Origin of the sequence: Mesorhizobium sp. B2-3-4, assembly GCF_006442315.1 — a bacterium.
Lineage (GTDB): Bacteria > Pseudomonadota > Alphaproteobacteria > Rhizobiales > Rhizobiaceae > Mesorhizobium.
This window is the reverse complement of sequence record NZ_VFVY01000009.1, coordinates 253,204-274,406: the sequence shown is the minus strand read 5'-3', so window position 1 is coordinate 274,406 and position 21,203 is coordinate 253,204. Positions and strand designations below refer to the sequence as shown.

14 protein-coding genes and 1 tRNA gene are annotated in these 21,203 nt (G+C 62.8%); 5 read left to right on the top strand and 10 right to left on the bottom strand.

Annotated features, from left to right (window positions below; all coding sequences use genetic code 11):
• Positions 1-5,330: VCBS domain-containing protein (locus FJ967_RS16400; protein WP_210243579.1), on the bottom strand; the 5,330-nt coding region annotated here is incomplete at its 3' end.
• A 323-nt stretch (positions 5,331-5,653) separates the two neighbouring features.
• On the opposite strand from FJ967_RS16400, the gene FJ967_RS16395 reads away from it, so the two are divergent.
• Entirely contained in the window at positions 5,654-6,607 is a 954-nt protein-coding gene (locus FJ967_RS16395; RefSeq protein ID WP_140732851.1) for a transglutaminase-like cysteine peptidase, read from the top strand.
• Between the two features lie 16 nt (positions 6,608-6,623).
• Here FJ967_RS16395 and FJ967_RS16390 read toward each other — a convergent pair whose 3' ends face one another.
• The 6 genes from FJ967_RS16390 to FJ967_RS16365 form a co-directional block, all read right to left on the bottom strand.
• The gene (locus tag FJ967_RS16390; protein ID WP_140732850.1) at positions 6,624-7,265 is read right to left on the bottom strand and encodes a ribbon-helix-helix domain-containing protein; all 642 of its coding nucleotides are present in this window, start codon (positions 7,263-7,265) and stop codon (positions 6,624-6,626) included.
• Positions 7,255-8,544 (bottom strand): HlyD family type I secretion periplasmic adaptor subunit, encoded by a 1,290-nt coding sequence (locus FJ967_RS16385; protein ID WP_140732849.1) that lies wholly within the window; start codon positions 8,542-8,544, stop codon positions 7,255-7,257. Before FJ967_RS16385 ends, FJ967_RS16390 begins: the two co-directional genes overlap by 11 nt.
• Before the next feature lie 50 nt (positions 8,545-8,594).
• Complete coding sequence (locus FJ967_RS16380) at positions 8,595-10,727, bottom strand: type I secretion system permease/ATPase (RefSeq protein ID WP_140732848.1); 2,133 nt, start codon at positions 10,725-10,727, stop codon at positions 8,595-8,597.
• Positions 10,728-10,766: 39 nt separating this feature from the next.
• Positions 10,767-12,215: a TolC family protein gene (locus FJ967_RS16375; protein ID WP_140732847.1), complete on the bottom strand. Its 1,449-nt coding sequence runs from the start codon at positions 12,213-12,215 to the stop codon at positions 10,767-10,769.
• 381 nt (positions 12,216-12,596) lie between these two features.
• Positions 12,597-12,671 (bottom strand) — tRNA-Gln (locus FJ967_RS16370).
• Between the two features lie 114 nt (positions 12,672-12,785).
• Positions 12,786-13,130 (bottom strand): VOC family protein, encoded by a 345-nt coding sequence (locus FJ967_RS16365; protein WP_140732846.1) that lies wholly within the window; start codon positions 13,128-13,130, stop codon positions 12,786-12,788.
• Positions 13,131-13,357: 227 nt separating this feature from the next.
• Between FJ967_RS16365 and ppdK the strand changes: the two genes are divergently transcribed.
• Complete coding sequence (gene ppdK / locus FJ967_RS16360; RefSeq protein ID WP_140732845.1) at positions 13,358-16,036, top strand: pyruvate, phosphate dikinase; 2,679 nt, start codon at positions 13,358-13,360, stop codon at positions 16,034-16,036.
• Between the two features lie 233 nt (positions 16,037-16,269).
• On the opposite strand, the gene FJ967_RS33735 is transcribed toward ppdK, so the two are convergent.
• Positions 16,270-16,428 carry a hypothetical protein gene (locus FJ967_RS33735; protein WP_246675285.1) on the bottom strand — a complete coding sequence of 53 codons (159 nt, stop codon included), beginning with the start codon at positions 16,426-16,428 and terminating at the stop codon, positions 16,270-16,272.
• 39 nt (positions 16,429-16,467) lie between these two features.
• Between FJ967_RS33735 and FJ967_RS16355 the strand changes: the two genes are divergently transcribed.
• Both FJ967_RS16355 and FJ967_RS16350 read left to right on the top strand, forming a co-directional pair.
• Positions 16,468-17,361 (top strand): glycosyltransferase family 9 protein, encoded by an 894-nt coding sequence (locus tag FJ967_RS16355; protein WP_246675284.1) that lies wholly within the window; start codon positions 16,468-16,470, stop codon positions 17,359-17,361.
• A 157-nt stretch (positions 17,362-17,518) separates the two neighbouring features.
• Positions 17,519-18,274 (top strand): polysaccharide deacetylase family protein, encoded by a 756-nt coding sequence (locus tag FJ967_RS16350; RefSeq protein ID WP_140732843.1) that lies wholly within the window; start codon positions 17,519-17,521, stop codon positions 18,272-18,274.
• Between the two features lie 36 nt (positions 18,275-18,310).
• Here FJ967_RS16350 and FJ967_RS16345 read toward each other — a convergent pair whose 3' ends face one another.
• Complete coding sequence (locus FJ967_RS16345) at positions 18,311-18,700, bottom strand: DUF427 domain-containing protein (protein ID WP_140732842.1); 390 nt, start codon at positions 18,698-18,700, stop codon at positions 18,311-18,313.
• A gap of 129 nt (positions 18,701-18,829) precedes the next feature.
• Positions 18,830-19,183 carry a hypothetical protein gene (locus FJ967_RS16340; protein WP_140732841.1) on the bottom strand — a complete coding sequence of 118 codons (354 nt, stop codon included), beginning with the start codon at positions 19,181-19,183 and terminating at the stop codon, positions 18,830-18,832.
• Between the two features lie 320 nt (positions 19,184-19,503).
• Between FJ967_RS16340 and FJ967_RS16335 the strand changes: the two genes are divergently transcribed.
• Positions 19,504-21,132, top strand: a complete 1,629-nt coding sequence (locus tag FJ967_RS16335; RefSeq protein ID WP_140732840.1) for a fatty-acid--CoA ligase — start codon at positions 19,504-19,506, stop codon at positions 21,130-21,132.
• Positions 21,133-21,203: the final 71 nt, after the last annotated feature.

Here is a 21,203-nt window from a genome sequence, read left to right as displayed (position 1 = left end):
TGGTCGCCGGCGCCGATGGTGATCGCATTGGCGGCGGCCGCGCCGTCGGCGCCGTAATGGTCGTTGGCCAGGATGCCTGCGACCGTGCCGATGGTCAGGCCCGCCACGTTCTCGGCATGGCTGGCCAGCACGCCGTCATTGACGGCCACGGGCCCATCATCGTTGATGGCGATCGACAGTGTCGAGTTGGATGAACTGCCATCCTCGTCGGTGACGGTGACGCCATAATTGGCGAAAAGCTGGTCAGCCGCGCCGGTGCTCCCGGCGGTCGGATGCGCAATGTTGTCGGTCAGCGTGAAGCTGTAGGTGACCGTGCCGCCGGCGTTTGTCCCGCTGAAGCCAGTGATCGTCAGTGTGCCGTAGGCCGGGCCGCCGGCAATGACAATCGGAACCGAACCGGAATTCGCCAGGGCGGCGTAGGTGATGCTGGTCGTGCCGACCTGCAGCGTCCCCAGCCCGTCGGGCGAGCTGAAGGCGAAGGTGCCGCCGGCGGTTTCCGAATGGTCGGAATTGTTGTTGGGATTGCTGTCGGCGAGTTCACCGGAGCCTGCCGGCTCGGATCCGCGAGGCGCCAGGCCCTTTTCGTCGACCGTCGCGTCGCCGCCTTCGGATTGTGCCGTCAGCCCCGAAATGGTGGTGATGTCATCGGCGCCGTTGACGGTAATGGTCAGTGACGCCGGCGCGGTGTCGCCATCGCCGTCCGACACGGTGTAGCCGAAATTTTCACTCAGGCTCTGACCCGCGGAGAGACCCTGGACCGCAGCATAGGCGGCCGGATTCTGGGCCTGCGTGTAGAGCACGTAACTGTAGCTGCCGTCGGTGCCAACCGTGAGCTGGCCGTAGATCCCGTTGACATGGTTGGCGACCGCGCCGTCCCAGGCGATCGCGCCGAATCCGTCGCTGCCGAGATGGTCGGCTTGGCCGTCGGTGATATTGGCGTCGCTTCCGCCCGTGCCGGTAACAACGTTGCCGTCAGCTGTCAGCGGCCCGTCCTCGGTGACCGAATCCTGATCATCCACAGCCACCGGGCCGTCATCCTGGAATTCGATGCTCAGGGCGACATGGGAAACGGCGGTGCTCGAATCGCCGTCGAAATCGGTGATTGTCGCCTTCACGTGCAGATCGGCGGCGACGGTCGCGATGTCGTCGAAGGCCGCCGCGCTGCCGCCGGCGACACCATGCGCGATCGGCTGGTACTGGCCGATCCAGACCGCGCCGGTCGGGTCGACATAAACCTTGAAAACGTCGACGCCATTGGCCGAGCCGACAAGCACGCCGTCGGCATTGGTCGAAAGCAGGATCGTCGAACCGTCAAGCGTCTTCAGCCCGGAATTGACATTGACCAGCGCATTGCCGTTCGCATCGGTCACGGCGAAGGAGAAGCTGGCGTTTTCATCGGCGCCGACCGAGGCGGTGAAGAGGCCGAGCGCACTTGCCGAGGACTTCGCATAGCCGATGGCGTCCGCCTCCTGGACCAGGGCCGGCGGGGGCAGGGCCGTATCATCGGCAGGATTGGGATCGGCAGCATTGTTGACGCCGGCGGATTCGTCGTGGCTGACATGGAAGACTTCGGTCTGCGTCGTGACCGTCGTGATCTTCGCTTCGATGCCGAAGATCTTGAACGGATTTCCCCCGCTCAAGGTGGCATCGGTGCCGCCCGCGTTGGAATCGAACGTGAAGTTGTTGTAGTTGCCCACCTTGAGCTGGTCGAATGGCGTGCTGCCGATAACGTCCACGGTAGCGCCGTCCGGCACGCCGGCAAAGGCGTAGCCGACCTGCACGCCGCCTTCGAAGACGGCGGTGCCTGATGTCAGCACGCCATTGACGTTCACCGTGAACGGCTCGAACACGCCGCCGTCCTTCGCGCCGATGAACAGGACCGCGCTCTCGATGCCTTTGGCTTCCGCGACGTCTATGGTGAAGCTGACGGACGAGACGTCATAGGAGCCGCTGTCGGTAACGGTCGGCGGATTGGGATTATGGGGCGTGACCACGAGATTGTTGACGAAATCCAGGGTCAGGATTTCAGGTCCGGTCACACCTGGATGGGTCTCATAGCCATCGATGATCTGGCCGTCGCCGATGCCGATCTTGGTGCCGGTCGTGTTGACGGAATTGTCGCCCTCATTGACGTCGACGCCGGTCAGCTTGATGTCGTGGTTGCCGGCGCCGTCCATGCCACGCACGTCGGTGTTGCCGGCCTGCAACGTGTAGACGATCGTTTCCGTCGTTGTGGTCGTTGTGGTGTTGGCGTCCCGCGCGGTGATCTGCGGAACATCGTCGAGCACCTGGACCTTGAACGTGCCGTCCGCCAATGCGACGGTGTCGCCGTCGCCGTCCTTGGCAACGATGAATGACGAAAAATCGATCCCGCCATTAGCCAGCGTGTTTTCCGTATTGTCACCCGCGACGCCGTTCAGCGTCGGATGGTCGATCTGGTCGATGAGCGTGAAGACATAGGAGCCATTGGCGCCGACCGTCAGCGTGAACACCGGCCTGTCCGTGCCAGCCTGATAGCCCGTGCCGCCACCGACATCGACATAGCCGGTGAGCGTCGTGCCGTCGGAGACGATGAGCACGTCCGCGCCCTTCGAATCGACGCCCGAGTCGGAGGGAGCCGCTTGCGTGATCAGCCCGAAGGCCGACGTCGGATGCGGGCCGTCCGCGCCGAAATCGACGAGCAGGTTCAAGGCGCCGGCGGCGCCGGTGGCAATGGCCGAATTTGTGCCGGCGACTTCGCCGTCGGGCTGGGGATTGTCGACATTGCCGGTCGACTGCGCATTGTGGAGACCGTCCTCATCGACATTTGCCGTGAGCTGGGCCGTCCCGATGGCTTTCGGCACGTCGTCGATGATGTTGACGGTGATGGTGCCGGTGGTGGAATTGCCGACGCTGTCGGTGACCGTATAGGTGAAGTTTTCCAGGCCTGAGATGGTCTGGACGCCGTCATTGGCCTCGGCGTTGAGGTGGTTGCTGGTCAGCGTGTAGACGTAGCTGCCGTCGGTGTTGATGTGGATGGTGCCATAGGTGCCGGCCGTGGTCTGTTCCGTATAGGTGAGCGCGCCGACACCGCCCGAGGCGTTGAGCTGGTTGGTCGCGTCGGTCTCGGCGGGGGAGCCCGGCAGCGAGCCGGTGACGGTGCCGTGGGTGAGGTCCGCGCCGGTGGTCGAGGTATCGAGGGCCGCTTCGTCGACGGTGACGTCGCTGTCGGCCGGGGCGACCAGCCCGGAATCGCTGAGATGGATGGTCAGCGTCGTGGTCGACAGGTCGCCGTCGCCATCCTTGATGGTGTAGACGAACACGTCCGTCGTTGCCGAGCTGATGTTGTTGGCGGTCGCCTGGTAGGTGTAGGAGCCGTCGGCGTTGAGATGCAGCGTGCCGTGCAGGCCGGCAATGTCGGTGCCGACTCCGCCCGACACGGCGGCGGTGGTGTTGCCGCCTGCGGCGCGCACGCCGTCGATGGTGGCGCCGTCGGCGCCGGAGACGTCATTGACCAGCACGCCGGCGGCGGCCGCGACGGTGAGCAGCGCGCCCTCGGTCACGTCGTTGCTGTCGGCATGGGCTGTCGGCACGTCGTCGACGATGTTGACGGTGATGGTGCCGGTGGTGGAATTGCCGACGCTGTCGGTGACCGTATAGGTGAAATTTTCCAGGCCCGAGATGGTCTGAACGCCGTCATTGGCCTCGGCGTTGAGGTGGTTGCTGGTCAGCGTGTAGACGTAGCTGCCATCGGTGTTGATGTGGATGGTGCCATAGGTGCCGGCCGTGGTCTGTTCCGTATAGGTGAGCGCGCCGACACCGCCCGAGGCGTTGAGCTGGTTGGTCGCGTCGGTCTCGGCCGGCGAGCCCGGCAGCGAGCCAGTGACGGTGCCGTGCGTGAGGTCTGCGCCGGTGGTCGAGGTGTCGAGGGCCGCTTCGTCGACGGTGACGTCGCTGTCGGCCGGTGCGACCAGCCCGGAATCGCTGAGATGGATGGTCAGCGTCGTGGTCGACAGGTCGCCGTCGCCATCCTTGATGGTGTAGACGAACACGTCCGTCGTTGCCGAGGTGATGTTGTTGGCGGTCGACTGGTAGGTGTAGGAGCCGTCGGCGTTGAGGTGCAGCGTGCCGTGCAGGCCGGCAATGTCGGTGCCGACTCCACCCGATACGGCGGCGGTGGTGTTGCCGCCTGCGGCGCGCACGCCGTCGATGGTGGCGCCGTCGGCGCCGGAGACGTCATTGACCAGCACGCCGGCGGCGGCCGCGACGGTGAGCAGCGCGCCCTCGGTCACGTCGTTGCTGTCGGCATGGGCTGTCGGCACGTCGTCGACGATGTTGATGATTAGGTTGCCGGGAGGGGCCGGGTCGCCATTGCCGTCCGTCACCCCAATCGGAAAATTCACGCTCGTATTGTCGCCCGACGTGTTGTCGGCCAGCGTATAGGAGTAGCTGATCGTGCCGGTGCCCGTGGCGGCATCGAACACATAGCTTGCCGTCAGTGAGCCGGTCGCATCGCTGAAGATCTGCGGGATACCGGTCAGCACATGGCCGCCCAGCGTCACTTCCGACACGCCGTCCGGCGAGGTGAAGCCGATCGTGCCTGACGTCGTCTCGGAGTCCGATGCTGAATCCGAGCCGGCCGGCTCGCCGCCACGGGAGGGAAGGCCGGCCTCATGGACGGTGGCCTCCCCCGTGAGATCGATGGATGGCGTGGCGTTCTTTTCCGCTACGCCCAGAAAGAGCTCACGGCGGTCGAGTGTACCGAACTGCAGATCGGTGGGTGGCAGCAATGCCGACAGGCCGAAGCCGTCGCCGATACCGCCGGCGGGCTGCTCGAAATTGCCGCCGGCGCTCGAGGTCGAACCCCCCGGCCCTGCCGACATCGAGCCGTCCGCGCCGAAGGCGACATCGACATGGCTTCCTTCCAGCGCCGCGATCAAGGCCACGCGCGGTACTTCGACGTCGCCGATGATGAAGGTCGGCACGTTCAGGGCGCCGTCCTTGATGACGATGACGGAACCGTCCGCCTGCTGGAGCAGAAGGTTGTGGCCATCGACCTTGATGTTGTCGATCGAGACGTTGGCAGGCAGCCTCACCACGTTGCTCGCGTCGGCGACGTATTCGTGCGGGGCGTTCGCTGCCGGCGGCGTGGCCGCGGGGGCGCCGGCACCGACATCGACCGGCACAGGTTCGGACGAGGCCGGAGTGGTTTGAGCCGCGGCGGGCGCTTGCTCGGCCGGAGCAGCTTGCGCCACCACTTGGCTCGGCACAGTCAGGTCGTGGTGATCGTTGGAAACGGAATGCTCTTCCCACGAGCCCGAAAGATTGTCCAACTCTATACTGGTCGCCATAGCTCAAACCCCTCCGGCATTTCCCGGAAAGAGACAGGCGGCGCCTTGACTTTGCAACGGTCCGTCAATCCATTCTATATATTTGGATATGCCGATAATGACATTTTTTACGCTTGGTAAACTGTGAACATATAGCCGGTTATATACTGGCTTCGATGCGGAGCGCTCGCGCGCGAAAGGCGCGACAAATTTGGTAAATACAAGTATAAATATATATAAAATTTTACACAAAATCGCTGAAGCGTTTTGCAGGAAAGTTATCCACCTTCCTTTCCAGTAATTTGAGACAAGATTGGTAGCGTCCACAGTCAAAGGTGGGCGCCATGAAAAAACAAAAGACTGCTCCGGGGAAGATCAAACTCAAGTCGCTTCTGCTGGCCGTCGGCATCGCCGGGCTGGCACAGAACGCTCTCGCCAAGCCCTTCGCCGGCGATGTCGCGGCCGAAACCGCAATGCCAGGCGCGGTGCAGGCGCCACCTTGTCTCGGCGGTGTTTCGCTGCAACGATACCAGCCTTGGCAGCCCGCTGCCCCTTACCGGATCAGCATTGCGCTGAACGGCTACAGCCCTGTTTCGGCGGCAGACGTGGCCAGCCCGTCTCTGGCGCGGGACGACCATGGCATCGACCCCATCCAGACGGCGGCGATCATTCCGGGTGTGTTCGGGTCGGTTGCGCTGTCCATGCGCAATTTTCCTGTTTCGGCGCGCTGGGCGCCGGTCTACCAGGCCATTGAGGGTTGCACCGCGGGCAGTGCCTGCGACCACAAGAGCCGGGCCTTCGCGGCGATGATCTCGGCTGCTCAGGACAAGGGGTTCGTCGAAAAACTGTCGTTCATCAACAGCGGCATCAATCGCCTGATCGCCTACAGGAAGGACAGCGTCGTCTACGGCAAGCTCGACTACTGGGCGAAGCCTTCGGAGATCCTCGCCAACCGCGCCGGCGACTGCGAGGATTTCGCAATCCTCAAGATGACGGCGCTCTTGCGGGCGGGCATTCCGGCGCGCAGCATGTCGTTGGTCGTTCTCCAGGACCGCAAGCGTGGGTTCTTCCACGCCGTGCTTTCGGTGAGCACTGCGAGCGGCGCTTACATTCTCGACAGTCTCAACAACACGGTCCTCAGGGATAGCGCGCTTCCAGACTATCAGCCGCTCTACTCGTTCAGCACCGACCGGGCATGGATACACGGTTCCAAGCCGGGGGGCGCGCAGGTGGCCGGCCTCAAGGGTGGCTTCGAGACGGTCGCGCCTGGCGAAGGTGTCGAGGCGGGCGTCAGGTAGACGCAGGCCGATCGCCCTAGCCGTTGAAGACGAAAGCCATCAGCAGTTCCAGGTCCAGAACCGGCGCCCGCACCACGTTCAACTGGCCCCGGTAACGGCGCTCGCCGGCGCCAATCACAAATCCGCTCGCGACGGCAACGTCGCCATTGGTGTCAAGGCGCGCGAATATATCCGCCACGTTGAGATCCAGCGCCAGCTTCAGATCCTGCCGCGTGTCTTCGTCGAATGCCGTCGGGAGCTGCCGTTTGACCAGATGCTGGAACGGTGCGTTGAACGTCACGATCTTCTTCGTCGATGCCAGGGCGAAAGCCGGCGACGGACAGGCGAGCAGAATGGCGCTTACCGTCCTGATCGACGCAAGCCTGCGCAAATTCAGGTTCTCCTTGCCCAACTCGCGTATGCAGGCCACCCGAATTGCCGAGGTGAGGTTTCCGTTCTCCGCATGACTTTCGGCGATCTCGTCGATCAGCATGCCGATCGTGCATTTCCGGTTCTCGGCCATCTGCTTCAGCGACAGCCAGAAAGCCCGCTCCAGGCGAATGCCGCGCCGTACCCCGCCACGCGCCACGACGCGGAACTCGAGCCCGAAATCCTCTGCCGGAAGCGGCACGAGCAGACGATCGTTCGGGGCAGACGGAGAGATGGCGCTACCGCTCACTCATTGCCTCCTGGCGTGCCTTGTTGATCGGCTTCAGCAGGTAGCTCAGGATCGTCTTGCGCCCGGTCTTGATATCCACCGAACAGATCATGCCGGGGATGATCGAATATGCCTTTCCGTCTCGCTCGAGTGTCGATTTCTCGGTCGCGACACGCACCTGGTAATAGGGTTCGCCGGTCTTCTGATCGACCAGGCTGTCCGCGGTTATGTTGGAAACCTTGCCCTCGATGCCGCCAAAGATCGAGAAGTCGTATGCGGTGACTTTTATCAGGGCATCCTGATCGGGGCGTATGAAGGCGACATCGCGAGGCGAAACACGCGCTTCGACCAGCAATGTTTCGGAGGTGGGCACGATGCCGGCCACGACAGAGCCCGGCTGGACGAAGGCGCCGACGGTGTTCAGTTCCATCGTGTTGACGATGCCGTCCACCGGAGAGCGGATGTCGGTTCGCGCGACCTTGTCCGTGGCGCCGCGAATGGTTTCGTCCACCACCGAAAGATCGGCCAATGCCTGCGTCAGATCGTCGAGGGCTTCCTGCTTCAATTGTAGCCCGAGTTCTTCGACCTGGAGCTGCGCCTCGGTGATTGCCGACTTGGCCTTCTTTATTGTCTCTCCGGCCAGGTTCAATTGGCCGTTGAGTTCGGTCTGCTCCTGCTCGACCTTGAGCTGTTCGGTCTTTGCCATCAGCCCTTTCTTGACCATCGACTCGACCAGCTTCGCCTGCTGGTCGCTCACGGCCAGGTTCTTCGTCAGCCGGTCGAAATTGGCGTTCGCCTCGTCAAGTTCCTTTTCGCGCTGGTCGAGGCGCGATTTGAGCACCGACAGCTTGTTGTCGAAGTTCTCGCGCCGGGCGACGAGGAGGTTCTGCTCGTTGTCGCAGATTTGCGGCGCCACCGACTGAATGTCCTGCGGACACGGAAATGATCCGGTGATGCTGCCGCTCTGTTCGTATTTGAGCCTGGCGATGCGCGCCTGCAATGCCCGCGCCTTGGCCTGCTGTTCGCCCAGGCTGGACGTGTTCAACGTGTTGTCGAGACGAATGATGAGGTCGTTCTTCCTGACGACCTGGCCCACCTTCACCGCGATTTCCTGGACGACGCCCGGTTCGCTGGCCTGGATGACCTGGGTCTTGGAGGCCGGGATGACCTTGCCGTCGCCGCGCGCGATCTCGTCGACTTCGGCGAACGATGCCCAGGCGACAAAGGCGACGAAGAGCGCCGCTATGATAAATATGGACGCCGTCGCAAAAAGCGGCGGGCGGTCTTCCCTGGCAAGCATTTCTTACGCCCCATTATTATATCGGCCTCAATCCGATATAATTTCCTCACTCAGGCACTCGATTTCTGCAGTGCCTGGATGACTTGTTGTTTAGGCCCATCAGCAACTATCCTTCCTTGTTCGACAACAATAAGGCGATCAGCCAGTTCGAGCATGCTGAAGCGATGCGTCGATACGATCAGCGTCGTGTTGTGGTCGAAAGCTGTCTTGAGTTGCTTGATCAACTGCCGTTCCGAGGCCAGGTCCATCGAGCCGGACGGTTCATCCAGAAAGACGATCTTCGGCTTGGTCAAAAGCAGTCGGGCAATCGCCACCGTCTGTCTCTGACCGCCGGAGAGATTGGTGCCGCGCTCGCCGACATTCATGTCGTAGCCGCGCGGATGGCGAGAGACGAATTCGTCGACGCCGGCGGCCTTCGCGGCTTCGATGATCTGCTCGTCCGTTGCCTCCGGAGAGGCCATGAGCAGGTTCTCCTTCACGGTGCCCGAAAACAGATCGCCAGCTTGCGCGACGATGCCGACGGCGGCTCGCACTTCGGACGGGTGATACTGGCGTATGTCGATGCCATCCAGCAGCAGTTCGCCGGAGCTCGGCAGGAAAAGCCTGCCGATCAGGCGCCCCATCGTCGTTTTGCCGGACCCGATGCGGCCGATGATGCCTATGCGCTCCCCTGGCCTCACCGAGAAGTTCAGGCCGGACAGAACCTCGTTTTCCGATCCGGGGTAGACGAAGCCGACATTCTTGAACGTCATCGCGCCGTTGCGGATCGGTCGATTGACGAAACCCACCGTGTCCGGCCGGTCCTCCGGCTGGGCCATGATGGAATTCACCATTCGCAGGGAAAGCATGGCCTGGCGGAACCTCGACAAGGTGATCGCGATCTGGCCGAGCGGCGCCACGGCCCGGCTCGCCAGCATCACCGTTCCGATGATGGCCCCGGTCGAAACATGCCCTTCCGAAAAGGCATAGGCGCCGGCCACGACCAGGGCGACCGTCACCAGTTGCTGGATGGCTTGGGTCAGGTTGCCGGCCGCCGCCGAGAGCTGCTTGATCTTTTCGGAGGTATTGGCGGCATTTTTCGAATGCTCGCTCCATTTCCTCAGCAGATAGGCTTCGGCGCGCAGCGACTTGATCGTCTCCAGCGTGGAAATAGACTCGACCAGCAGGGCCTGACGCTGCGACGCTTCATTCAGCGAGGCGGCGACCCGCTTGCCGATGCGGCGCTGCGTGACGAGGCCGACGATGACCGACGCCACGAACGCCAAAGCCGGTATGATGACCAGCCAGCCGCCGATCGCGTAGATGACGAGCAGGAAAATGAAGACGAAGGCCGTGTCGATGAAGACGCTGATGGTATTGGAGGTGAAGAACTCCCTGACGAATTCATACTGCGTGACGCGGTTGGCATATTCTCCGGTCGAGCCCGGTCGCGCGGACAACGATGAATTCAGCACTTTCTCGAACAGCAGATACGATATCCGCAGGTCCGCCCTGCGTCCGGCATAGTCGATGAGCGAGGCCCGGGCGGTCTTCAAAAGCAGGTCGAAGAGAATGACGGCACCGATGCCGATCGCCAGCACCCAGAGCGTCGATATCGCCTTGTTCGGCAAAATGCGGTCATAGACGTTCATGGTGAAGATCGGTGAGGCGATGGCGAGCAGATTGATGAAGATCGCCGACAGCACGACCTTCGAATAGGTGCGCCAGAAAGCCCCCATCGTTCCCGTAAGCCAATGGCGCCGCTCGATCTGTTGCGCGGATCCGACCTTCATGCCTTCGGTGGCATTGGCATAGGTGATCGAGAAGGACACGCCGCCACTGATGTAGCTCGCGGCCAGCTCGGATTTGCCGATCGCGGTCCGTCCGTCTTCCTGTGGGGCGGTGAGATAGGCTTCGCCCTCGGCCTCCGCCAGCAGGGCGATCGGCAACTGGCTGACACGAAAGACAATGGCCGGAAGATCGACACGACCGCGCAAGAAGTCGCGATGGTTGAATTCGCGGGTTTCGAGGCCGATGCGCTCGGCAAGATGCCTGATCTCGGCGATCTCGATGCGCGTGTCCGAAATCGGCACCCCGGCAAACAGCACTGTCTCCGCGCTCGGCCTGCCGAGATAAGCCGCGACCGCCGAAAAACAGGCCTTGAACGCCTCCTTGGGCGACAGGATGTAAGGCTGCTGATTCACGACCCGCCCGCCAGAACCTTCAACGCTCCTTACACCGGCTCACTTCTTCCTGACCGGGGCAAGGATGTCGAAGGGCAGGTCGTTCTTCTGTTCCGACGGGGTCCGCGCATAGGTTTCGGTGTCCGGTGTCGGCGGCACCGCAAACTCGCCCTCGGCGTAGGCCGTGGCCTGTTTGGCGGGTTGCAGATCCATGGTCTTCAGCAATTGTCCGGTCGCCGCCAGCAGGCGATATTCCGCGAACAGCGATGCGTAGGAGGCGGTGTCGGCCAGCGTCGCGGTGTTGAAGCGCGTGTTCTGCGCGTCAAGGACATCGAGCAGCGAGCGCTGTCCGACTTTGAACTGCTCCCGATAGGACGCCACCAGCCGTTCATTCGCGGCAGCCTGCTGCTTCAGCGTCTTTGCCAGGTCGGCCTGGCGGAAGCGGCGGTCCCACGAGGTGCGCACGGCCTCCTCGATTTCCCGCAGAACCTGGTGCATCGCAAGCCGCTGCTCGCTGTTGCGGCGGATCTGCTCTTGCTCGTTGGCCTTGTCGATGCCGCCTCGATAGAGGTTCCAGCGCAACACGACGCGGGCCTGCAGGTCGGACGCATCGCCATTGTCGCCATCAATGTCATAGCCGCCCCTGGCGCGGCCCTCGGCAATGATTTCAGGGCCGTATTTGGCCCGGGCGGCGTCGACCTGGGCCGCGGAAGCATTGAGATCGCTGTTGGCCATGTGGACGCGAGGGTTGTTTGTCCGTGCCAGGCCAAGCGCCTCGTCGAGCGACCTCGGCAGAGCCTTGGCCACGGAACCCGGCCGCGAAGCATTGGTCAGCGGCTTTCCGACGGTCTTGAAGAAGCGTATCCTGGACGCTTCCAGTTCTTCGGAAGCTTCCTGGACCCGAGCCTTGGCCGCGAACAGCCGTTCCTCGGCCTGCTGGCGGTCGGCTTCGTTCAAGCCGCCGCCTTCGATACCGGCCCGGATGTCGCTCAGGATGGCCTGATGGAAGCCGAGGTTCTTTTTCGCCTCCGCCACGATGGACGTCTGCAGCATGTATTCGAGGTAGTCCTGAACCACCGAGAGGCCAATGAACTCGGAGCGCTCGAGAACGCGGAACGATGCGCCATCGACGCGCGACGCCTGGCGGCTCATCTCGGCGCGACGGGCGCCGCTGTCCCAAAGTTTCTGGGTGACCACGAGGTCGGCTTCGGCCGGATAGAGCGAATCATCTTCGATGGAAAGCGCGCGCCGCGATGAATTGTCGAGGCGACGAACGCCGGCTGATGCTTCGACATCGACACTTGGAAGATAGAGCCCCTTTGCCTGTCGCAGCTCGAACTCGATTGCCTCGCGGTTTTCGATGGCCTGGCCGATTTCCGGGTTGGATTCGACCGCAACGGCCATGGCCTCCTTGAGCGTCAGCGCTTGAGCGCTCCAGCAACTCAGCATGGTAGCAGTCATCAAGAGACCAACGCCCATGACCTTGGTCGACAGACCTTTCGTCATCATTTTCCCACCCACGTTTCCCCGCGCTCGTCTAGGAGCGCCCCGGCCGAGCTTGGCGCCTGGCCTTGCTCACCATCCTTACAAATTAACGTGAGCGTTTCATTATTAAGCTAAGGCTAAACCAAAGATTTTAGACAGAAGCCCGAATAATGTAACAAAAATAGCACACATTTGAGGGGTGCAGGTCAGACCAAATGCTGACATGGAAAACTTGAAGCAACGAGACAAGATATGCGGAAGGAAAACGAACGCCTGTCCTGACGGCATGCTGTGGACCGGGCATGTCGGCAAATGACGTTGCTACAGCGGATGCGACATGAGGGGCGGGCACTTCGCCTTTGGGGCGGTTTCGGTGCGTGCTCGGACACAAGTGAAATTTGTGCTTGGCTGGGGCGCCAGGATTCGAACCTGGGAATGTCGGTACCAAAAACCGATGCCTTACCACTTGGCGACGCCCCAATAGCCGTCAGAGTCGCTCGTGCGGCGCGTTATTAGCAGAGCAGCCGAAAAGCACAATGCTTATGAGCGGGGGCCGGAAAGGCGGCCACGACGGCGCGGCGAATGGTAAGCGGGCTATTCGCTCCAGACCGCCAGCTCGTTGCCGGCCGGATCGACAAAGTGGAATCGCCGGCCGCCGGGAAACGAGAAGATCGGCTTGACGATCGTGCCGCCGGCGCTTTCGACCGCGCGCAGGGTTTGTTCCAGTTCGCGGCTGTAGAGCACGGGCAAAGGCTTGGCCGGCGCTTCCGCGGCATCGGCTTGAAATCCGCCGTCCAGCCCCTCGGCGAAGGCTGAATAGGTCGGCCCGTAATCGGTGAAAGACCAGGCAAAGGCGGTGCTGTAGAAGGCTTTCAACCGATCCAGTGTCCCACCGGTCGCAGGCATTTCCAGGTAGTCTAGTCTTCCGGACAGTTTCATCTGACGCCTCTTTGTTCCCTTTATGTTCTATATCCGGACGCCGCTATCTGGCAAGTCTTTTTGACGCATCCCGGGATCGGGCTTTTTCTTAATCGATTGTAGCGGCCCAAGGACTTTGTCCGGTGCTTGCCTTTCGCACTGCAGCATCCTATCGCTCCGGTGTCGGACACGGGCGGAACTTTCCGTTTCGCCAATCTTTCCAATCTCCTGCAACCGGAGAGCAAAGCATGACCAAATGGGTTTTCACCTTTGGCGATGGTGCGGCGGAAGGCCGTGCCGGCGACAGGAATCTGCTGGGGGGCAAGGGCGCCAATCTTGCCGAGATGTGCAGCCTCGGCCTGCCGGTGCCGCCGGGTTTCACCATCACCACCGAGGTCTGCAATGCCTACTACGCCAACGGCCGGACATATCCGACCGGGCTGGAGACTGATGTCGCCACCGCACTCGACCATATCGGCCGGCTGACCGGCCGCCGGTTTGGCGATCCCTCGAAGCTGCTTCTGGTGTCCGTGCGTTCAGGCGCCCGCGCCTCGATGCCGGGCATGATGGACACCGTGCTCAATCTCGGCCTCAACGACGAGACGGTTGAAGCGTTGGCCCGCGATTCCGGCGATGCGCGCTTCGCCTATGACAGCTACCGCCGCTTCATCCAGATGTATTCCGATGTCGTCATGGGCCTCGACCACGAAGTCTTCGAGGAAATCCTGGAAGACCAGAAGGCGAGCCTGGGACATGAACTCGACACCGAACTGACATCAGAGGAATGGCAAGGCGTCATCGCGCTCTACAAGGCCAAGGTCGAGGAGGAACTCGGCAAGCCGTTCCCGCAGGACCCGCACGAGCAGCTTTGGGGCGCTATTGGCGCGGTGTTTTCGAGCTGGATGAACAACCGCGCCATCACCTACCGGCGCCTGCACGATATTCCCGAAAGCTGGGGCACGGCGGTCAACGTCCAGGCCATGGTCTTCGGCAATATGGGCGAGACGTCGGCCACCGGTGTCGCCTTCACCCGCAACCCGTCGACCGGCGAAAGGCAGCTCTACGGCGAGTTCCTGGTCAACGCGCAGGGCGAGGACGTCGTTGCCGGCATCCGCACGCCGCAGAACATCACCGAGGCCGCGCGCATCGCGGCGGGTTCGGACAAGCCGTCGCTGCAGAAGCTGATGCCGGACGCCTTCCAGTCCTTCGTCACCATCTCCGACAGCCTGGAAAAGCATTACCGCGACATGCAGGATCTCGAATTCACCATCGAGCGCGGCAAATTGTGGATGCTGCAGACGAGGTCCGGCAAGCGCACCGCCAAGGCGGCGCTCAGGATTGCCGTCGAGATGGCCCGGGACGGCCTGATCTCGAAAGAGGAGGCTGTCAGCCGCATCGATCCGGCCTCGCTCGACCAACTGCTGCACCCGACCATCGACCCGAAGGCAGCGCGCGATGTTATCGGTGTGGGCCTGCCGGCGTCTCCCGGCGCCGCCACCGGCGAGATCGTCTTTTCCTCCGGCGATGCCGAGGATCTTAAGGCGCAGGGCCGCAAGGCGATCCTGGTGCGCATCGAGACCAGCCCGGAAGACATTCACGGCATGCATGCGGCCGAAGGCATCCTGACCACGCGCGGCGGCATGACCAGCCACGCCGCTGTGGTCGCGCGCGGCATGGGCAAGCCCTGCGTCTCGGGCGCCGGCTCGCTGCGGGTCGACTACAAGGCGGGCACGCTGCTTTCGATGGGGCAGACCTTCCGCAAGGGCGACATCATCACCATCGACGGCGGCAACGGCCAGGTGCTCAAGGGCGCCGTGGCGATGCTGCAGCCGGAATTGTCGGGCGATTTCGCCGCCATCATGGAGTGGGCGGACGCGGTGCGCCGCATGAAGGTGCGCACCAATGCCGAAACGCCGCTCGATGCCCGCATGGCGCGCTCCTTCGGCGCCGAAGGCATCGGTCTGTGCCGCACCGAGCACATGTTCTTCGACGGCGCCCGCATCGTCGCCATGCGCGAGATGATCCTGGCCGACACCGAGAAGGACCGCCGCGCCGCGCTGGCCAAGCTTCTGCCGATGCAGCGCTCGGATTTCCTGGAACTGTTCGAGATCATGGCCGGACTGCCGGTGACGATCCGCCTTCTCGACCCGCCGCTGCACGAATTCCTGCCCAAGACCGAAGCGGAACTCGCCGAAGTCGCGAGCGCCATGAACGTGCCGGCCGACAAGCTCAGGCAGCGCACCGAGGCGCTGCATGAATTCAACCCGATGCTCGGCCATCGCGGCTGCCGGCTCGCCGTTTCCTACCCGGAGATCGCCGAGATGCAGGCACGCGCCATTTTCGAGGCGGCCGTCGAGGCCGGCAAGAAAGCCGGCGCGCTGGTGGTGCCCGAGATCATGGTGCCGCTGGTCGGCCTGGTGAAGGAACTCGATTATGTGAAGGCGCGCATCGATGCGGTCGCCAAGAGCGTGATGGAGGAGAGCGGCGTCAAGATCGATTACCTCACCGGGACCATGATTGAGCTCCCGCGCGCGGCGATCCGCGCCCATGTCATCGCCGCTACGGCCGAATTCTTCTCCTTCGGCACCAACGACCTCACCCAGACCACCTTCGGCATCTCGCGCGACGATGCTGCCTCGTTCCTGGAGACCTACCGCCAGAAGGGCATTATCGAGCAGGATCCGTTCGTCTCGCTCGATATCGACGGCGTCGGTGAACTGGTGCGCATGGCCGCGCAAAAGGGCAGGGCGACGCGCCCCGACATCAAACTCGGCATTTGCGGCGAGCACGGCGGCGATCCCTCGTCGATCCGCTTCTGCGAGGAGGTCGGGCTGGACTATGTGTCGTGCTCGCCCTACCGCGTGCCGATCGCCAGGCTGGCGGCAGCGCAGGCCGCCGTGCAGGCGGCGAAGGCGGGCCGCCGATAGACCAGTTTAGGAAAGGCACGGGCGGTTTTTCCGTCCTTGCCTTTCCAAGACAAGCCACTGGATCGGTTCGGCGATCTGCCGGCCGCTGAGCTGTTCGGCCCGTCCGGACGGAAGCTTACGGTTTTGTATGAAACCTCACGCGAACGTGCTGGTGGCGTCGCGCAATCTCGACATTGTTTCTGCCCAATTTGCGGGTGATCCGCCAATTGCCCTGGAAACAGACATTGCAGATATCACCCGCGCCGTTCCGCTCGATCCTGATCATCCAGACGAAATTCATTGGCGATATCGTCCTCGCCTCGGCACTTGCCAGGAACCTGCGGCTCGAATTCCCCAGTGCCAGGATCGTGTTCCTGTGCGAAGCGCATTTCGAGCGCTTCGTGGTCGCCCATGGCATCGCTTCCGAGGTGGTTTCCTTCAGGCGGCCCCGCATGCGGGGCACCACGCTTGAGCGCGCAAAAGAACTCTACGCCATGGTGCGGGCGCTGCGCCGGTTCCATTTCGACCTGACGATCGATCTGACCGACTCCAAGACGTCCCGCATCGTCAACGGATTCGTCAACGCCGGGACACGTGTCGGCTACAACCCTCCCGAAAGGCCACTGAAACTCCTTGAGCGGCAGCCCGCCAACGTATTTGCCAAACCATACGGGTTTGGTGGCCAGCATTTTGTCTATCGCTATCTCTCTCCCCTTGAAGCGCTCGGCGTCGATCTGCGCGTGACGGTACCGAGCATCCAGCCGCTGCCATTCGAGACCGCCAAGGCGCTCGCACTTCTGGGCAGACACCATATCCACCCCAACGCCTTTGTCGCCGTCCATGCGGGCGCGAGCTTCAAGGGCCGGCAATGGCAGCCGGAGCGCTTCGCCGAGGCGATTGACGAGATTGCAACCGAAACCGGACTGGGCGTCGCCCTCGTGGGCGGGCCGGGCGAACGCGAGACCGCCGCGCGCATCGTCGCCGGGACGGCGACACCGGTGGTCAACCTGGTCGGAACCCTGTCGCTGGAGAGCCTTCTGGCGGTCCTGGAACAGGCTCGGCTGTTTCTTGGAAATGAAAGTGGCCCAATGCACATGGCCGCTGCCGCGGGCACCCCGGTTGTCGGCCTTTTCGGCCTGACGCATCCGTCACGCTGGGGACCTGTCGGCGTGCCCTGCATTGCGCTTCGGCCGTCAATGCCGTGCGATTGCGTGGCCAGGGATTTGTGTCGCTGGCCCGACCCCAGCAAGGCTTGCTGCGTCTGGCGCCTGGAGGTGAAGCCGGTCGTCGATGCGGCGCGCGAGATCATGGCGCGCACCGGGCTGCAAAAGGAACGCGCGGTGTGAGGCCGATGGATCGGCAAGGCTGTCGCATGATGGTCGTTCACCAGGCGTAAGGTCAAATTGCCGCGCCAGGTGGTTTTCTGCTATCCATTGTCCCGATTTTGCCTTCATGCGGGTTTTGGGATGCCGGCTTGAACTCGTCGGTCGGGAATTTGGTTAGATGCGTCTGCTGCAAAAACATCTCTGCATGATCGCCATGTCGGTGGCGCTGATATCGAGCGCCCAGGCTTTCTCCGCCCAGGCCGCGCCGCTGGTCGAGCCGACGCTGCACATCAAGCCGGCGGCAAGCGGAACCGGTCGCGTTGCGCTTACGCTCGATGCGTGCGGCGGCAAGACAGATACGCGGATTCTCTCGGCGCTGGTGGAAAACAAGATACCGGCCACCATTTTCGTCACCGGCATCTGGCTGAAGCGAAACGCCGAGGCCGTTGCGATCATGCAGGCGCATCCCGACCTGTTCGAACTTGAAAATCACGGCGGCCGCCATGTGCCCGCGGTCGACACGCCCCAGAAGATCTACGGCATAAAGAGCGCCGGCAGCCCGGAAGCGGTGCTCGCCGAGGTCGAATCGGGCGTCGCGGCGCTTGCCAGGACCGGCGAGCCGGCGCCGAAATGGTTCCGCGGCGCGACGGCCGAGTACAGCCCCTCGGCCATCGCCATGATCCGCAAGCTCGGCTTCAAGATCGCCGGCTTCTCGATCAATGGCGACGGCGGTTCGCTGCTGGGTGCAAAGGAGACGGCCAGACGCATCGCCGCGGCCAAGGACGGCGACGTCATCATCTCACACATCAACCAGCCGACCCACGCCGCCGGCGAGGGCGTGGTCCAGGGCCTGCTGGAACTCAAGGCCAAAGGCATGACCTTTGTGCGGCTCGACGATGTCGATGGTTTCGGCAATCACGGCACCACCGACTGACCTTGCAGGGGGCAGCGATGCTGGAGCCGGCCTTGCTCAGCCTGGCTTGGCTTCGATGGTGACCTTGCTGGCGTAGAATGCGCCGTGATCGCGGATGGCGATCATTTCGTCGAAAGGCTGCCGATAGGCCCACATCGCGTCCTTGCCCGCTTCGCCCGCCGGCAGCACGCTCCAATAGCTGGCGTCACCCTTGTAGGGGCAGTGGGTCGCATGGTCGGTCCGGCTGAGCTTGTCGAAATCGATGTCGGCGAACGGAATGTAGAAGGCGGCGGGGTAGGGGGCCTCCGTCAGCACCTTGGCGTTCGCCGACGAGGCGATGACCGTATCGCCGGCACGGACCGTGACGGTGCCCGAATAGGGCTCTATCGTGATGATCTTGTCTGGATTGCGCTGGAAGCCGGGTGCCGGGTTCGCGATCTTGTCCATGCTGGTCTCTCCTTGCCCCGACCTTAAGTGTGGTGGGCGGCCGGGCTGCGCAAGACCCCGCCGTCACAGACAGACGGACGCGATGCGCATGTGCGTGGCGCAACGCTCACTTGGCGTGGTGGCACAAACTCAAGCGGCGGTCTTGAAGGCGTCGATCAACCCGGCATAGGCGGCCGCGATGCCGGCCACCGGGTTGCTGCTTCTCGAGACGGTCTCGACCTTCAGTGCTCCGCCGCCGGTTGGCAAGGTCAGCAGCAGGAACTGGCGGTTGCCGCCATCGCCGACGGATGCCGCCGCGACATGCTGGCCTTCGCCTTCGTTCTGGACGCACATTTTGAACAGCAGCGTGCCTCCGACAGCTTCGAGCGCGCCGCCGACGACTTCGACGAACTCGTCTTCGGAAACCGTCTTTTCGTCCGGCACCAGATCGGCCAGGCTTTCGGCAAGCGTACTCTCGAGATCCTTATCGTCGAGCGCGTCCATGCGAACCTCTTTCAGTCGCCAATCGCACCCCTTTGCCCATTAACGAAACTTAACACCGACGATGGCCGGATTGTGGCACTTTCTGCGACCGCTTCGATCACGAGAGTTTGCATCGATGTAATGCATTTGAAGCCACTGCCATTCCAATGGCAGCAGGGCCGCCCAGGCGAAATCAAAAAGCCTCCGGATTCAACCGTTTGCCAGTCCAGGCTTACTGCGCCTTTCGCGCGTTGCGCTTGCGAGTGGCTGGACAATTCCCCGGTTCGCTTCACAATGCGCCCAAAAGCGAAACGCGAAAAGCGTGAGGGAGAGGAACCGGCATGCTGGGACTGATGCAGGAATGGCCGCTGCTATGCCATAAGCTGATCGACAACGCCGAGCGGCAGCATGGTGCGCGCGAGATCGTGTCGCGTTCGATCGAGGGACCGATCGTGCGCACCACCTACGCCGACATCCATCGCCGTTCCCTCAAGGTCGCGCAGCGCCTGGAGCGCGACGGTTTTGCCTTGGGCGACCGCATCGCGACGCTGGCCTGGAACACCGCCCGCCATATCGAGGCCTGGTACGGCATCATGGGCATCGGTGCCATCTACCACACCCTCAATCCGCGCCTGTTTCCCGAGCAGATCGTCTGGATCATGAACCACGCCGAGGACAAGGCGGTCTTCGTCGACCTCACCTTCATCCCTTTGCTCGAGAAGATCGCCGGCGCCGTCAAATCGCTGAAGAAGGTGATCGTGCTCACCGACAAGGCGCACCTGCCGCCGACGACCCTGCCCGGTGCCGTCGCCTATGAGGAGTGGCTTGACGAGGCCGACGGCGACTTCGCCTGGAAGACCTTCCCCGAAGGCACCGCCGCCGGCATGTGTTATACGTCGGGCACGACGGGTGATCCCAAGGGCGTCGTCTACAGCCATCGTTCGAACGTGCTTCACGCCATGATCGCGGCCATGCCCGACGCCATGGGCCTGTCGGCGCGCGACACGATCCTGCCGGTGGTGCCGATGTTTCACGCCAACGCCTGGGGACTTGGCCAGAGCGGTCCCATGATCGGCGCCAAACTGGTCATGCCTGGCTGCAAGATGGACGGGGCCTCGATCTACGAATTGCTCGATCAGGAGAAGGTGACCTTCAGCGCCGCCGTGCCGACCGTATGGATGATGCTGCTGCAATATCTGGAGGAAACCGGCAAGACGCTTGCGCATCTGAACAAGGTCGTCATCGGCGGCTCGTCCTGCCCGCGCGCCATCATGACGAAGTTCCAGAACAATTACGGTGTCCAGGTCATCCATGCCTGGGGCATGACCGAAATGTCGCCGCTCGGCACGCTGTGCACGATGAAGCCGGACTATGCCGCGCTCGAGGGCGAGGCCCGTCTCGATATCCAGAGCAAGCAGGGTTACCCGCCCTTCGGCGTCGAAATGAAAGTCACCGACGACGAGGACAACGATCAGCCCTGGGACGGCAAGACATTTGGCCGGCTGAAGGTACGCGGTCCGGCGGTCGCCCGCGCCTATTACGGCGGCGCCGGCGCGGAGCAGTTCGACGAGGACGGCTGGTTCGACACCGGAGACGTCGCCCATATCGATGCCGGCGGCTACATGCAGATCACCGACCGCGCCAAGGACGTCATCAAGTCGGGCGGCGAATGGATTTCGACCATCGACCTGGAGAATCTGGCGGTCGGCCACCCCGACGTGGCAGAAGCGGCGGCCATTGGCGTCCAGCATTCGAAATGGGGTGAGCGGCCCTTGCTGGTTGTCGTGGCCAAGCCGGGCAAGCAACCGACCAAGGCGCAGATTCTCGATTTCATGGATGGCAAGGTGGCCAAATGGTGGATGCCCGACGACGTCGCTTTCGTCGGTGAGATACCGCACACCGCCACCGGCAAGATCCAGAAGATCACCTTGCGTCAGCAGTTCAGGGACTATCGTTTGCCGACGGATTGAGGAATGTCGCGAGTTTCGGCTTCAAGCCGCCGCAAAAAGGCACTAAACCTCCGTCCGGGTTGGGGCAGCGC

Excerpts from the sequence above, each read along its gene's own strand:
- FJ967_RS16395 (WP_140732851.1), top strand. The coding sequence starts at position 5,654 with ATGAAAAAACAAAAGACTGCTCCGGGGAAGATCAAACTCAAGTCGCTT.
- FJ967_RS16340 (WP_140732841.1), bottom strand. The coding sequence starts at position 19,183 with ATGGACGCGCTCGACGATAAGGATCTCGAGAGTACGCTTGCCGAAAGC.
- FJ967_RS16335 (WP_140732840.1), top strand. The coding sequence starts at position 19,504 with ATGCTGGGACTGATGCAGGAATGGCCGCTGCTATGCCATAAGCTGATC.
- FJ967_RS16385 (WP_140732849.1), bottom strand. The coding sequence starts at position 8,544 with ATGCTTGCCAGGGAAGACCGCCCGCCGCTTTTTGCGACGGCGTCCATA.
- FJ967_RS33735 (WP_246675285.1), bottom strand. The coding sequence starts at position 16,428 with ATGGGCGACCACGAAGCGCTCGAAATGCGCTTCGCACAGGAACACGAT.
- FJ967_RS16350 (WP_140732843.1), top strand. The coding sequence starts at position 17,519 with ATGCGTCTGCTGCAAAAACATCTCTGCATGATCGCCATGTCGGTGGCG.
- FJ967_RS16355 (WP_246675284.1), top strand. The coding sequence starts at position 16,468 with ATGCGGGGCACCACGCTTGAGCGCGCAAAAGAACTCTACGCCATGGTG.
- FJ967_RS16345 (WP_140732842.1), bottom strand. The coding sequence starts at position 18,700 with ATGGACAAGATCGCGAACCCGGCACCCGGCTTCCAGCGCAATCCAGAC.
- FJ967_RS16375 (WP_140732847.1), bottom strand. The coding sequence starts at position 12,215 with ATGATGACGAAAGGTCTGTCGACCAAGGTCATGGGCGTTGGTCTCTTG.
- FJ967_RS16365 (WP_140732846.1), bottom strand. The coding sequence starts at position 13,130 with ATGAAACTGTCCGGAAGACTAGACTACCTGGAAATGCCTGCGACCGGT.
- ppdK (WP_140732845.1), top strand. The coding sequence starts at position 13,358 with ATGACCAAATGGGTTTTCACCTTTGGCGATGGTGCGGCGGAAGGCCGT.